This is a genomic window from Klebsiella africana (assembly GCF_020526085.1).
GTDB classification, from domain to species: domain Bacteria; phylum Pseudomonadota; class Gammaproteobacteria; order Enterobacterales; family Enterobacteriaceae; genus Klebsiella; species Klebsiella africana.
In genome coordinates, this window is the sequence record NZ_CP084874.1 from 141,237 (window position 1) to 154,298 (window position 13,062).

At 58.1% G+C, this 13,062-nt stretch carries 12 protein-coding genes; 4 read left to right on the plus strand and 8 right to left on the minus strand.

Annotated elements, in window-relative coordinates; genetic code table 11:
* Positions 1–6: 6 nt before the first annotated feature.
* The 3 genes from LGL98_RS00690 to rfaQ are packed head-to-tail and all read right to left on the minus strand — an operon-like array spanning position 7 to position 3,304.
* Positions 7–1,101, minus strand: a complete 1,095-nt coding sequence (locus tag LGL98_RS00690) for a glycosyltransferase (RefSeq protein ID WP_136033944.1) — start codon at positions 1,099–1,101, stop codon at positions 7–9.
* 2 nt (positions 1,102–1,103) lie between these two features.
* Positions 1,104–2,231: a glycosyltransferase family 4 protein gene (locus LGL98_RS00695; protein ID WP_136033942.1), complete on the minus strand. Its 1,128-nt coding sequence runs from the start codon at positions 2,229–2,231 to the stop codon at positions 1,104–1,106.
* Positions 2,228–3,304: a putative lipopolysaccharide heptosyltransferase III gene (rfaQ, locus tag LGL98_RS00700; protein ID WP_136033941.1), complete on the minus strand. Its 1,077-nt coding sequence runs from the start codon at positions 3,302–3,304 to the stop codon at positions 2,228–2,230. Before rfaQ ends, LGL98_RS00695 begins: the two co-directional genes overlap by 4 nt.
* Positions 3,305–3,415: 111 nt before the next feature.
* Here rfaQ and LGL98_RS00705 point away from each other — a divergent pair, with 111 nt between their 5' ends.
* Both LGL98_RS00705 and LGL98_RS00710 read left to right on the plus strand, forming a co-directional pair.
* On the plus strand, positions 3,416–4,378 hold the full coding sequence (locus LGL98_RS00705) for a polysaccharide deacetylase family protein (protein WP_136033939.1): 963 nt from the start codon (positions 3,416–3,418) through the stop codon (positions 4,376–4,378).
* Positions 4,379–4,396: 18 nt separating this feature from the next.
* Positions 4,397–5,476 carry a glycosyltransferase family 9 protein gene (locus tag LGL98_RS00710; RefSeq protein WP_025712182.1) on the plus strand — a complete coding sequence of 360 codons (1,080 nt, stop codon included), beginning with the start codon at positions 4,397–4,399 and terminating at the stop codon, positions 5,474–5,476.
* Between the two features lie 41 nt (positions 5,477–5,517).
* Here the strand turns inward: LGL98_RS00710 and LGL98_RS00715 are convergent, their stop codons facing one another.
* The 5 genes from LGL98_RS00715 to rfaD are packed head-to-tail and all read right to left on the minus strand — an operon-like array spanning position 5,518 to position 10,548.
* Positions 5,518–6,687 carry an O-antigen ligase family protein gene (locus LGL98_RS00715; protein ID WP_168435390.1) on the minus strand — a complete coding sequence of 390 codons (1,170 nt, stop codon included), beginning with the start codon at positions 6,685–6,687 and terminating at the stop codon, positions 5,518–5,520.
* Positions 6,665–7,573, minus strand: a complete 909-nt coding sequence (locus LGL98_RS00720) for a WaaZ-like lipopolysaccharide core biosynthesis protein (RefSeq protein WP_136033937.1) — start codon at positions 7,571–7,573, stop codon at positions 6,665–6,667. Before LGL98_RS00720 ends, LGL98_RS00715 begins: the two co-directional genes overlap by 23 nt.
* Entirely contained in the window at positions 7,573–8,544 is a 972-nt protein-coding gene (rfaC, locus tag LGL98_RS00725; protein ID WP_136033935.1) for a lipopolysaccharide heptosyltransferase RfaC, read from the minus strand. The genes LGL98_RS00720 and rfaC overlap by 1 nt, the downstream gene beginning before the upstream one ends.
* Positions 8,545–8,547: 3 nt before the next feature.
* Positions 8,548–9,606, minus strand: a complete 1,059-nt coding sequence (gene rfaF, locus LGL98_RS00730) for an ADP-heptose--LPS heptosyltransferase RfaF (protein ID WP_025712178.1) — start codon at positions 9,604–9,606, stop codon at positions 8,548–8,550.
* Between the two features lie 9 nt (positions 9,607–9,615).
* Positions 9,616–10,548 carry an ADP-glyceromanno-heptose 6-epimerase gene (rfaD, locus tag LGL98_RS00735; protein ID WP_023291355.1) on the minus strand — a complete coding sequence of 311 codons (933 nt, stop codon included), beginning with the start codon at positions 10,546–10,548 and terminating at the stop codon, positions 9,616–9,618.
* Between the two features lie 213 nt (positions 10,549–10,761).
* Between rfaD and kbl the strand changes: the two genes are divergently transcribed.
* Together kbl and tdh are read left to right on the plus strand one after the other, a co-directional pair.
* Positions 10,762–11,955, plus strand: coding sequence for a glycine C-acetyltransferase (gene kbl / locus LGL98_RS00740; protein ID WP_012967063.1), 1,194 nt, complete (start codon positions 10,762–10,764; stop codon positions 11,953–11,955).
* A gap of 12 nt (positions 11,956–11,967) precedes the next feature.
* Entirely contained in the window at positions 11,968–12,993 is a 1,026-nt protein-coding gene (gene tdh / locus LGL98_RS00745) for an L-threonine 3-dehydrogenase (protein WP_025712176.1), read from the plus strand.
* Positions 12,994–13,062: the final 69 nt, after the last annotated feature.

Here is a 13,062-nt window from a genome sequence, read left to right on the forward strand (position 1 = left end):
ACGGCGTCAGGTGCGCTGCAGCTGACGGTACTGCTGACAAATGGACACGACGCTGAATTTTTCCAGCGCGGCATCGTCGATGGCCGGCGGGTTATGGTAAATGCTTTGCATCGTCTGAGCCAGCGCCGGACTGGTCAGATCCGCCAGACCGCGGGCAAGTTCGCCGGTGAGGATCTCGGTGACGCCGCCGGGGCAGCGGGTGCTGGCGACCGGCGTATGCAACAGCAGCGCCTCCACCACCACATTGCCGAATCCTTCGCTATCCGAGCTCAAAACCAGCATCCGCGCGCCTTTGATCCACGGTAAGGGGTTTTTCTGAAAGCCTTTGAACCACACCAGGTCCTCAATCTGCAGCGTTTTCGCCAGCTGGCGCAGGCGCTGCTCTTGCTCCGGTTTTCCCTGGCCTAACAGCACCAGCGGTGCGTCGATGCCGCTTTGCGCATAGGCTTCGAGCAGACGGTCGTGGCGTTTGCCCGGATGGAAGCGGCCGACGTGAATCAGATAGTCACCGGCCGGGCGCTCGCTGTCGGCTTCCGCCTCAGCTCGCAGGGCAGTGATATCGAAGGGGTTGTAGATAGTCTTCAGCTGCGCCGGACGCAGGGCGAAGGCTTCAACCAGATCGCGCCCCACGGCGTCGGAAACCGTCACCACGTTGCGACCCTGGTAAATTCGCTTAATCTTCTGCTGCTTCATCCAGCGGTCAAAGCCGGTGCGATGTCCGAGGTAGGAGGCAGAGAAGACGCCGTGCAGGCAGAACCAGACGTTACGCTCGCGCAGTGCCCGGCTGCGGGCGACGATGCGGTCGGTTTTGTGCAGGTTGGAGAGCACAAGGTCAAATTGCCCCTGCTGTTCGGCCCGGATGACCGCGGCGTCCAGCTGGCGGGCGCGGCGGGACAGCTCGGTCAGCTTGCGCCACGGTTTACGGCAACGATCGGTCACCACCTGGTAGTCGAGCCCCTCGGGCAACGGATACTCGCAGACGTCGCGCAGCGAAATGAGCGACACCCGATCGCCGTCGCGCAGGAACTGTGCCGCCAGGGTCAGGACCACTTTTTCCGCGCCGCCGCCGGGTAAACCGTCAATCACAAATAAGATGCGCATCGTTATTTCACCAGATCCTGATAAAGAGAAAGCAGCTGGGTTGAGAGGCGCTCGCTGGTGCAGTCCATAATGCGCTCGCGGGCGCGGCTGCCTTCCGCGGAGCCCAGCGCGCGCGGCGGCAGGGCCATCACCGCCTGCTGCAGCGCCGGGATATCCAGGGCATCGCAGACGTAACCGTTGTGCCCCTCGACGATAAACTCCGCCCCGCCGCAGCCGGTGGTGGTGATCACCGGCAGACCGCAGGCCATCGCTTCGAGGATGACGTTGGGGAACGGATCGTAGAGGGTCGGCAGCAGCAGACCATCGGCCATCTGATAGAAGGGCAGCGTTTCCGACTGCATGCCGAAGAAGCGCACCCGCGCTTCGCAGCCGAGGCTCTTCGCCAGCGCCTGATAGCGCGGTTGATCCTTATCTTTGCCGACCACCAGCAGATAGCGATCGGTGGGAGCGATGGCGCGGATTGCCGCCGCCAGCCCTTTACGCTCAAAGCCGGAGCCGACGTAAATCAGGCAGGTCGCCTGCAGCGGCAGCTGCCATTTGGCGCGTAAGGCGGCAAAAGTCTCTTCGTCCGGCGGCAGGAAGCGCTGGTTGTCAATGGCGTTGTAAATAACGTGGATCTTGTCCGCCGGCAGGCCAAAGTCTTCGATGATCTCGCGCTTGATCATCTCGGCGTTGCAGATCACCCCGCGCAGGTGTGAGTCTTCATACATCTCGCGCTCCGCCTGCATGACGTAGCGGTGGTAACGGTCGGCGAACAGCAGGCGGCTTTTCCAGGCCGGTAAAATGCGCGAGCGCTGCTGCAGCCAGCGGCGATGAACGCCGTCGCCAGCGCGGTAGAGATCGCAGCCGGGAATACGTTCATGGCTCTGCACCAGGTCGAAGGACTCGCGCTGCCACAGCGCACGCGCGGCGTTGGCAAAGCCGCGCTCGCGGCTGATGCGCCCCCATTTCCGTGGGTTACAGATATGGATCTGCCAGTCCGGTTTCACCGGCCCCTGCCATTCGCGGGTGATGACGTTCAGCTGCAGATGACTGCTGTCGAGGGCTTCCAGCGCGCGGGAGACAAACCGTTCTGCGCCGCCGTCCGGGCGGTACTTCTGCCGCACCAGAGCCAGCCTGAATTTACTCATGCCAGTACCTTTTTCGCCGCCGCGATCACGGCGTCGGTAGGAATTAAATCGAGATAACGTTCGTCGGTGTTGGTGTTGATGTCATCCGGGTCGGGCAGCGGACCGAAGTCGCCGGCCCAGATCACCTCGCCTTTCGCCTGCCACGGGCGCCAGAAGGTCAGCTTCGAGGGGCCGAACAGGGCGACCAGCGGAGTGCCAAGAGCCGCAGCCATATGCATTGGCACCGAGTCGACGCCGATAAACAACCGGGCATGATCGATCACCGCTGCCAGCTGGCGCAGCGTTAACTGGCCGGCTAAAGAGTGCAGTCGCGCCTGCGGGCAGCCGGCGATGATGGTATCCACCATCTTCTTCTCTCTATCGTCAGGGCCGGAGGTAAGCACCACCGCGTACCCCTCGGCGGACAGCGCGTTGATCAGCGCACTCATACGATCTTCGCGCCAGCATTTAAAGAACCAGCGCGACGTCGGCTGGATGACGATGTAGTTTTCCCGGAACTCCTCTGGCAGCAGGGCGCGGCTGGTGGCCCAGTCTGCTTCGCTGTAGCCCATTCGCGCCGGCGCGTCGTGCAACTGGATACCAAGCGGAGCGAGGATAGAGAGATTCTGCTGTACCGTATGCAGCTGGTTGTGCTGTTGGGTTGAGGCCAGCGCGGTGTGGCAGTAGCGCCATAACGGGTGGCGGCGCTTTGGGAAATCAAAACCGATCCGCGTGGCGGCGCCGGTCAGTTTGCTGATAATCGCGCTCGGCCACTGGTCGGCAAGGTTAAGCACCATATCGTATCGCTGCTGGCGCAGCGTCTGAATGAGCTGCCATTGCATCTTTAGCTGATGCCTTTTTCCCTGCTTTTTCCAGCGGCGGTCGAGACCATAAATATGATGGATATCGGGGTTGGCGGCGAGCATATCCCGGGTCTCTTCATACAGCAGGACATCCACGCGGGCGGCGGGATACTGCTGTTTCAGCGCGTGAATAAGCGGCGTGATCAGCAGCATGTCGCCATGATGGCGCAGCTTAATGACCAGGATCCGCGCCGGGTTCAACGGGCCGCGGGAGAGGGTTTCAGGCGTCATACTCTGTTCTTCATCCAGGATAAGGGTTCCGATTCTAGGGGATCAGACAGATTGAGAGAAGCGTTGTATTGCTCTACCATGACCCGATACGTATGGCCTGAGGACGTTTTCGTGCACAATCCCGCATTTCTCATCACGATTGATACAGAGGGCGATAACCTCTGGCAAAAACATGACAGTATCACCACCGAGAATGCGCGCTATCTCCCGCGTTTTCAGCAGCTTTGCGAAAAGTATGGCTTTAAACCGGTCTATTTGACCAATTATGAAATGGCCATCGACCCTTTTTATATCGAATTTGCCAGAGACGTGATTGCCCGCGGTACCGCGGAAATCGGCATGCATCTGCATGCGTGGAACAGCCCGCCGACCGAGCCGCTGACCGCCGATGACTGGCGACATAAGCCTTATCTTATTGAATACAGCGATGCCATGATGCGTGAGAAGGTCGACTATATGACGCGTCTGCTGGAGGACACCTTCCAGACCAAAATGGTCAGCCATCGCGCCGGGCGCTGGGCCTTTGACGAGCGCTATGCGCGTCTGCTGGTGGAGCACGGGTATCAGGTGGATTGCTCGGTGACCCCGCGGGTGAACTGGAAGACCGCCAAGGGGGCGCCGCAGGGCGATGGCGGGACCGATTATCGCCGCTTCCCGCAGCATGCCTATTTCCTCGATGAAAATGATATCAGCCGCGAAGGCCACTCTCCGCTGCTGGAAGTGCCGATGAGCATTCAGTACAAGCACTCAGCGTGGATGAACAGCGTGAAGCAGGGTTACGATCGGCTGCGTGGCAAAGTGCGTTCTCCCTCCGTGCACTGGCTGCGTCCGATGGGTGGCAACGTGGAGACGATGAAAAAAGTCGTCGAACAAACGTTGACGCAGGGCAATGACTACGTGGAATATATGCTCCACTCTTCAGAGTATATGCCCGGCGGCAGCCCCACGTTCCAGAATGAACGGGATATTGAGCGTTTATACGCTGACCTTGAAGCCTTTTTTAGCTGGCTGGCGCCGCAGGTGAAGGGAATGACGTTGGCAGAATATTACCAGCGGAAAATTACACAGCGCTAACACAGCTCAAGGTACCGTATGCGTATCCTTAAACAATTAACGCGGAAAAAGAATGCTTTTTTCCGCGGCATTAAATTTAATTTAATTAACTATCGATACAGAAATAAGCCGGCGCGTAAAGCCTTTGACCCGGCGCCTGTGCACCGCGTACTGCTATTGCGTCTGGACGATAAAGTCGGTGATATGGTGGTTACGACCGGCTGCGCCAGAATACTGGCTGAACGGGGATATCAGGTTTCGGTGTTAACCGGACCAATATGCTGCGAAATATTAGCAGGCTCAGAATTCATTCAACAAGTATATTTATATCGGCCGCGCATGTCCTTAAATGTTTTAAGGGCGGTGGGCTTTGATGCGGTTATCGATTTTGATGACGTCACCAGCTATGAACGCTTTAAATTACTCGCCGATTTACGCGCGACCAGCGTGATTGGCTTTAATAAAGATCAATATAAACTTTACGATCATTCGATCGCTTTTTTTGACAGCAACAGCCATATTTCCCAGCGCTATAAACAGGTAGTGAAGCTGTTTGGCATCGTTGACGACCACCCGTATCACTATCATCTCCCCGGCTGCCGCCATGAGCGGGAGAAAGTAGCCCGCTTGCTTTCCCAGGCCGGAGAGGTCGAACTGCGTATCGCCATTAACCCTTTTACCGCGTCCGAGGATAAAGACTTCTGTCGTCACCAGGTGGCGACCCTGGTTGAGCGGTTACATGCTCTGCCTTACCGGGTCTGTATCGTGATGGTGGGGCGCAGTGAAAAAATCCGTCAGCTGGGACTGGATATGGCACTGTACATCGCCGACAGCACCATCAATTCCGCTGTCGAAGTGATCCGCAGCTGTGATTTAGTCATTACGCCGGACACCTCGATCGTGCATATTGCCCGGGCCTTCGATAAGCCGATGGTGGCGGTCTATAACAAACGCAAACTCAAAGATACCGGCCTGCCCGGCTATCACATCTGGGCGCCGGGCTATGACAAGGCGAAACAGATCGTCTGTGAAGAGGCAAATGTCGCCGATGTGGCGATTGAGTCGGTGTGGCCCGTGATTCAGGAGGAGGCCGACCGGCTGGTCGCTGCCCGCAGTTAATAGATAAGTTAATAAAAAAGGGCCGCTGACGGCCCTTTTTGTTAGCGTTTTTCCGCCAACCCTTTGCTGAGCGCAATGCCCAGCGGCAGCCAGAACAGCACCCAGGTTTCCCGGGGATTGCTGATGATAAACATCCCCTGCGAGGCCATAAATACCAGCGCGTAAAACAGGATTGCCAGGCTGTAGCGGCTGTCGGTGCGGCGCTTGCGCCACGCCTGCCATAGCCCGCAGGCAATGACCGCCAGCAGCAGCAGTAAACCCACGATGCCGCCTTTCAGCAGGGCGCCCATATACACGCTGTGAGTAGTGGTGATGTGCTCGCCGCTGTAGTTGATGAAGTCCAGTTCATAGCTGAAGCCACGGCCCAGCCAGGGCTGACTGGCCATCTCCGAGAGCGTATGGTGCCAGATGCTCAGTCGCAGCCCGCTTTGGGTGCCCAGCTCTTCAAAACGGGCGAGCAGCATATCGCCCACCGGCGTCACGACCAGGAGCAGCGCTACCAGCACAGCCAGCGCTGCGGCGATCAGCAGGTTGCGGCGGGTAAAAACGTGCAGGTGCAACGTACAGCAGACCGCCAGCACCAGGGCGATGATCGGCCCACGGCTCTGGGTCAGCAGCATCATTACCAGCATGATGGTGAGCGGCAGATAGAGCCAGTGGCTGGCTTTTTCTTTCAGTAGCATGCCGCAGATTAAAATGCCGATACCGCAGTAACCGGCAAGGTCGATAACGTTCGTTGGCCCAGGGTTCTCGGGGGAGACCGCACGTTCGGTAAGCACCAGCGTGTGGTCGATAATTAGCGTCCACAGCGAGAGCACAGTGATCCCGCCGACCACCGCCAGCATGGCCAGACGGCGGGTTCGTTCGTCGCTGAGCAGCAACGCCATCAGTAACAAATACCCGGTCAGATACACGCCATGGGTGATCGGCGAGTCGATATGCTGCGGCGTATGGCCCCACAGATTACTGAGGGCGTAATAAATAAAGAAGACCGCGAGCAGTGCCCATGTCGGCCACTGCTCGCGCAACACCCCGGCCAGCGCCTGGCGGTTTTCCTGGCGAACCAGCGACAGCAACAGCAGCAGGATCGATAAATGCAGCAGGTTATTGGTCCGGGTGGACATGCAAAAAATCGCGCTGAAAAATAAAAACAAAGGAAAGACGATCGAGTAACCCTGTCTGGCGAAGTTACTCACTTTTAAAGTACTCATTAAACGCAACCTTTTCGAAGATAGTGTCCGGCACAGCGCTTTCTGGGGAAAAATTAATCACCCGAATCTGGCGTTGCTGCAGTACCTGCGCGGCATGCGCAAAAGAGGGCATGACGAGGGTATCTACTTTCGTTGCCAGGTAAGAAGGCAATTTTTCTTGTTGTGTTTCGTAGAACCGCGGCTGGTTAAAGTTGGTCATATCCAGGCCGCTCACCAGGATCGTATTGAAGCCCAGCCAGGCGAGAATTTGCAGCGCCCAGTAGACCACCGTTCCGGCATCGAAAACCCCCTGGCGGATATCGGTGCTAAAGCAGATATCCGGGCGCTGAGGATGAAGGCACATCGCTGGATTCTGCTGGTAAGTGCGCTTTATCGCTTCGCTGGCGACTTTCGGCTGGTAAATCTTATAGCAACCGTCCTCAATCAACGCCAAACGGCAGCGCAGCGCGTCCCCATAGCGATCGACGATTTTGGCGATCCCGTGCATGGTGGTGAACAGCAAAATATCCGGCTGGCTGACAATGGCGCGGATAATGTCCGGCTTCTTATCGAAAAATTCCATGTCGACGATGGTATAGAGCGAAAAGTGCAGCCGGTCGGCAAGATGCCAGGCGCCATTGACGCCCATCACCGGGATCGTTTTCGACAACAGGGAAAAATCGATATTGCGGGTTGAAGGGCCGGTGGCGGTCAGCAGGACTTCGCCCTGCATGCTGTTTTTCAGCGCGCTCAGGCTGACCAGCGGCACCGTTTTCCCTTTATAGCGTAACGCGCTAATTTCGCCGCTCGGCGCGCGCGTAATGCGGGTAAAAGGCCACAGATTTTCATTGTGACGATAAGCGCGAGGGCGCGTGTAACGATAGATCTGCTTAAACAGGGATCCCATCAGAGCAGCCCCTGATTTTGCAGAAGAAGATGAACCCGGCTGGCCGGAATATCGCCGGTGCTGGTGCTATTTTCCGGCCGTACGATGTGCTGGTTTTTACCGTATCCGCCAATCAGTCCCGGATCGGTCGGGCCGTAGAGCGTGAAGTTCGGTTTATCCAGCGCGGCGGTCAGATGGCTCAGTCCGGTATCGACCGAGACGACGGCCCGGGCGCCGGCCAGAACCTGCGCCACCTGCTCAAGGCTCATGCGCGGCAGTACTTCAACATACTCCCGTCCTTCCGCCAGTCGTTTTGCCCGCGCCTCTTCGTGTGGGGCGCCCCACGGTAGCTTAATACGAACGCCGCTGTCGGCAAGCAGATCGAGCAGCTCCTGCCAGCGGGGTTCCGGCCAGTGTTTATCGTCGCGGGTGGTGGCGTGCAGGAACACCAGATAGGGGGCGGCAGCGCTAGCCTCATGCTGCAGGAAATGGCGCGCAATGGCGTAATCTCCCTGCGTCTGGGGTTTCGCGTAGCCGAGGCTTTTGGCGAACAGCTCGCGGGTACGCTCCACCGCGTGCTGCTGTTTCGCGATATGGTGGCGGCGGTTGTAAAACAGGCTGGCCAGCGGCTCGCGGGCCGTTTGCCAGTCCATACCGTGCTTGACGCCGTGCGCCAGGCGAGTAACCAGCGCGGCGCTTTTCACCAGCCCCTGGGCGTCGATGATGGCGTCATACTTTACCGCCTGAACGGCCTCGCGGAAGGCTTGACGCTCCGCTTTAATCGGCGCGGAAAACCAGGCTTTACGCCAGCGGCGGATCGCCACCGGGATCACCCGCTCGACGCTTTCATGCCAGGAGGGGATCTGCGCGAAACCCTCTTCAACCACCCAGTCGAAGCGGATGCCGGGGATAGCCTGCGCGGCGTCGGTTAGCGCGGGCAGCGTGTGCAGCACGTCGCCCATGGACGAGGTTTTTACGATCAATACCCGCATCCGTTACGCTTCCTCGTGCTCGGTTTTTTCCGCTAACAGTTCGTTCAGCTCTTGCAGGACGCGTTCTGGGGTGATGTCGATCAGGCTCTGATGATAGCCTTCCGCGGCATCGCCTTTGCGCACCTTGTGGTAGCCGGTAATCAGGCGGATAACCCGCGCTTTATGCGACAGCGGCGGGGTGAAGTCCGGGCTGCTCGGGCCATACAGTGCCACCAGTGGGCGGTCCAGCGCGGCGGCGACGTGCATCAGCCCCGAATCGTTAGTCACTACAGCTTTACAGGCGGCGATCAGAATGACCGCCTGCTCCAGCTGGGTTTCACCCGCCAGATTGCGGCACCAGGCCTGCTGCTCGCTGCTGAGCGCGGCGATGATCTCTTTGCCGGCCTCGTTATCTTTTGCCGAGCCAAATAGCGCAATCTGGTAGCCATCGTCGATGAGCTTTTTCGCCAGCGCAGCATAGTGATAGTGCGGCCAGCGTTTGGCCGGGCCGAACTCCGCGCCGGGACAGAAGCCGATGATCGGCCGGTCGTTCGACAGATTAAAGGCGCTGCAGGTCTGTGATTTTTCGCCATCGTTGACCTGCAGCTGCGGCCATAGCAGAGGTTGCGGCAGATCTTTGGCGCAGCGCATGACGCCGTTGTCATAGGCGAGCGCCACGTAGCGTTCCACCATCAACGGCCAGGCGTCTTTATCCAGCACCCGGGCGTCGTTGAGCAACCCGTAGCGCATCTCGCCGCGCCAGCCGGTGCGCAGCGGGATGTTGGCAAAGAAGGGGACTAATGCCGATTTAAACGAGTTCGGCAGCACGTAAGCGCGATCGTAGCGACGCTCGCGCAGGCTATGGCCGAGCTTGCGGCGTTCGCCGATAGCCAGCGCGCCGTGGCCCAGCGGCATCGGGATCGCTTCGTTCACTTCCGGCATGCGCGATAGCAACGGACGGCACCAGGCTGGCGCCATCACGTCGATAATCGCCTGGGGATAGCGCGCCCTGAGCGTACGATAAAGACTTTGCGACATCATCATGTCGCCCACCCAAGACGGGCCTATCACCAATATTTTCATGCTTGTTTCTTATGCGTCGCGGTTTAGCCAGGCCATATATTCCGTTACGCCTTCGGCAACGGTTTTGAACGGTTTGTCATAGCCCGCTTTGCGCAGGTTAGTCAGATCCGCTTGGGTGAATGCCTGGTAGCGGCCTTTCAGTTTGTCCGGGAACGGGATGTACTCGATGCTGCCTTTTTTGTGGTATGCCAGGGTCGCATCGGCGACGGCCTGGAAGGATTCCGCGCGGCCGGTGCCAAGGTTGAAGATGCCGGAAACGCCGTTTTCCCAGAACCACAGATTGACGTCAGCTACGTCGCCCACGTAAACGAAGTCGCGCTTGAAGCCGTCGCTGCCTTCGAACAGTTTCGGACTTTCGCCATTATTCAGCTGGGTATTGAGGTGGAAAGCCACGCTCGCCATGCTGCCTTTATGGCCTTCACGCGGTCCGTAGACGTTGAAGTAGCGGAAGCCGACGATCTGCGAATTGGCTTCCGGCAGGATCTGGCGCACGTATTCGTCGAACAGGAATTTGGAGTAGCCGTAGACGTTCAGCGGCTGTTCGTACTCGCGAGATTCGATGAAGTCGCTGGTGCGTCCGCCGTAGGTGGCCGCTGAAGAGGCGTACAGGAACGGAATTTCGCGCTCCAGGCAGTAGTGCAGCAGCTCTTTGGAGTACTGATAGTTGTTGTCCATCATGTACTTGCCGTCCCACTCTGTGGTGGAAGAGCATGCGCCTTCGTGGAAGATAGCGTCGATGTCGCCGAACTCTTCGCCCGCCATAATCTGGATCAGAAAATCTTCTTTATCCATGTAGTCAGCGATGTTCAGGTCAACCAGGTTCACAAACTTGGTGCCGTCTTTCAGATTGTCGACAACCAGAATGTCGGTAATCCCTTTGTCATTCAGCGCTTTAACGATGTTGCTGCCGATAAAGCCTGCGCCGCCGGTAACGATGATCATAACTGTACCTTTGAAGTTGGGAGCCCGGAGACAATCCGGACATGAATGCTCATATCATATCACCACATGAGCAAGCCTACAGCCATTCGCAGAATAAGGTGCTGGGCTGACGTGATTTATGCTGCAAATAATTCATTCAGGCCTGCATCATCTCGTATCAGCGTATAGCTTTGGGTAATATGTGCCAAATTTTGCCGAATCTGGAGAGTTGCAATGCGTGGTGATTTCTACAAACAGTTAACTAGCAATCTGGAGACCGCTCGGGCCGAAGGTTTGTTTAAAGAAGAGCGCATCATCACCTCGGCGCAGCAGGCGGATATTACCGTCGGCGACAGCCACGTGATTAACTTCTGCGCCAATAACTATCTGGGCCTGGCGAACCACCCGGAACTGATTGCCGCGGCGAAATCCGGCATGGACAGCCACGGTTTCGGGATGGCCTCCGTCCGCTTTATCTGCGGCACTCAGGATACGCACAAGCAGCTGGAGAAGAAGCTGGCCGATTTCCTCGGTATGGAAGACGCGATCCTCTACTCCTCCTGTTTCGACGCCAACGGCGGCCTGTTTGAAACGCTGCTCGGCCCGGAAGATGCCATTATCTCCGACGCCCTGAACCATGCCTCGATCATCGATGGCGTGCGTCTGTGTAAAGCGAAGCGCTTCCGCTATGCCAACAACGACATGCAGGAACTGGAAGCGCGTCTGAAAGAAGCCCGCGAAGCCGGCGCGCGCCACGTGCTGATTGCTACCGACGGCGTCTTCTCCATGGACGGCGTGATCGCCAACCTGAAAGGCGTTTGCGACCTGGCGGACAAATACGATGCGCTGGTGATGGTCGATGACTCCCACGCCGTCGGCTTCGTCGGCGAAAACGGCCGCGGCTCCCACGAATACTGCGACGTGATGGGGCGCGTCGACATCATCACCGGCACCCTCGGTAAAGCGCTGGGCGGCGCCTCCGGTGGCTACACCGCCGCGCGCAAAGAGGTGGTCGAGTGGCTGCGCCAGCGCTCCCGCCCGTATCTCTTCTCCAACTCTCTGGCGCCGGCCATCGTGGCCGCCTCCATTAAAGTGCTGGAGATGGTCGAAGAGGGGGCAGACCTGCGCGATCGCCTGTGGGCTAACGCGCGTCTGTTCCGCGAAAAAATGACCGCGGCAGGCTTCACGCTGGCGGGCGCCGACCATGCCATCATTCCGGTGATGCTGGGTGAAGCGGTGGTGGCGCAGAACTTTGCCCGCGAGCTGCAAAAAGAAGGGATTTATGTTACCGGCTTCTTCTATCCGGTGGTTCCGAAAGGCCAGGCGCGTATTCGCACCCAAATGTCGGCGGCGCATACCCCTGAACAAATTGAGCGTGCGGTGGAAGCCTTTACCCGCATCGGCAAACAACTGGGCGTCATCGCCTAATAAGGGTGTGAGATGAAAGCGTTATCCAAACTGAAAGCGGAAGAAGGCATCTGGATGACCGACGTACCGGAACCGGAAGTCGGCCATAACGATCTGCTGATTAAAATCCGCAAGACCGCCATTTGCGGGACCGACGTGCACATCTACAACTGGGATGAGTGGTCGCAGAAGACCATTCCGGTGCCGATGGTAGTTGGTCACGAATACGTCGGCGAAGTGGTCGGGATTGGTCAGGAAGTGCGCGGCTTTAAGATTGGCGACCGCGTCTCCGGTGAAGGGCATATTACCTGTGGCCATTGCCGTAACTGCCGCGCGGGCCGTACCCACCTGTGTCGCAACACCATCGGCGTGGGCGTCAACCGCCCGGGCTGCTTTGCCGAGTATCTGGTGATCCCGGCCTTTAACGCCTTTAAGATTCCCGACAATATCTCTGATGACCTGGCGTCTATTTTCGACCCGTTCGGCAACGCCGTGCACACCGCGCTCTCCTTCGATCTGGTAGGGGAAGATGTGCTGGTCTCCGGCGCCGGCCCGATCGGCGTGATGGCGGCGGCGGTGGCGAAACATGTCGGCGCGCGTAATGTGGTGATCACTGACGTCAACGAGTACCGTCTGGAGCTGGCGCGCAAAATGGGCGTCACCCGCGCGGTGAACGTGGCCAAAGAGAGTCTCAACGACGTGATGGCTGAGCTGGGCATGACCGAAGGTTTCGATGTGGGTCTGGAGATGTCCGGTGCGCCGCCGGCGTTTCGCAGCATGCTCGATACCATGAACCACGGCGGCCGTATTGCGATGCTGGGTATCCCACCGTCGGATATGTCCATCGACTGGACCAAGGTCATCTTCAAGGGGCTGTTTATTAAAGGTATCTATGGTCGCGAAATGTTCGAAACCTGGTACAAGATGGCGGCGCTGATCCAGTCTGGTCTCGACCTTTCGCCGATCATTACCCACCGCTTCGGCATTGACGACTTCCAGAAGGGCTTCGATGCGATGCGATCCGGCCAGTCCGGAAAAGTGGTATTGAGCTGGGAATAATTCCCTGGTGCTGTCGTAAAAATCAGCCCAAAAGGCGCCTGCGGGCGCCTTAATTTAGATTTGGATAAC

What these genes read in the sequence shown, in the direction of transcription:
- LGL98_RS00710 (WP_025712182.1), top strand. Translation starts at nt 4,397, where the DNA reads ATGCGTATCCTTAAACAATTAACGCGGAAAAAGAATGCTTTTTTCCGC.
- rfaD (WP_023291355.1), bottom strand. Translation starts at nt 10,548, where the DNA reads ATGATCATCGTTACCGGCGGCGCAGGCTTTATCGGCAGCAACATCGTT.
- kbl (WP_012967063.1), top strand. Translation starts at nt 10,762, where the DNA reads ATGCGTGGTGATTTCTACAAACAGTTAACTAGCAATCTGGAGACCGCT.
- LGL98_RS00720 (WP_136033937.1), bottom strand. Translation starts at nt 7,573, where the DNA reads ATGGGATCCCTGTTTAAGCAGATCTATCGTTACACGCGCCCTCGCGCT.
- tdh (WP_025712176.1), top strand. Translation starts at nt 11,968, where the DNA reads ATGAAAGCGTTATCCAAACTGAAAGCGGAAGAAGGCATCTGGATGACC.
- rfaC (WP_136033935.1), bottom strand. Translation starts at nt 8,544, where the DNA reads ATGCGGGTATTGATCGTAAAAACCTCGTCCATGGGCGACGTGCTGCAC.
- LGL98_RS00695 (WP_136033942.1), bottom strand. Translation starts at nt 2,231, where the DNA reads ATGAGTAAATTCAGGCTGGCTCTGGTGCGGCAGAAGTACCGCCCGGAC.
- rfaQ (WP_136033941.1), bottom strand. Translation starts at nt 3,304, where the DNA reads ATGACGCCTGAAACCCTCTCCCGCGGCCCGTTGAACCCGGCGCGGATC.
- LGL98_RS00715 (WP_168435390.1), bottom strand. Translation starts at nt 6,687, where the DNA reads ATGAGTACTTTAAAAGTGAGTAACTTCGCCAGACAGGGTTACTCGATC.
- LGL98_RS00690 (WP_136033944.1), bottom strand. Translation starts at nt 1,101, where the DNA reads ATGCGCATCTTATTTGTGATTGACGGTTTACCCGGCGGCGGCGCGGAA.
- rfaF (WP_025712178.1), bottom strand. Translation starts at nt 9,606, where the DNA reads ATGAAAATATTGGTGATAGGCCCGTCTTGGGTGGGCGACATGATGATG.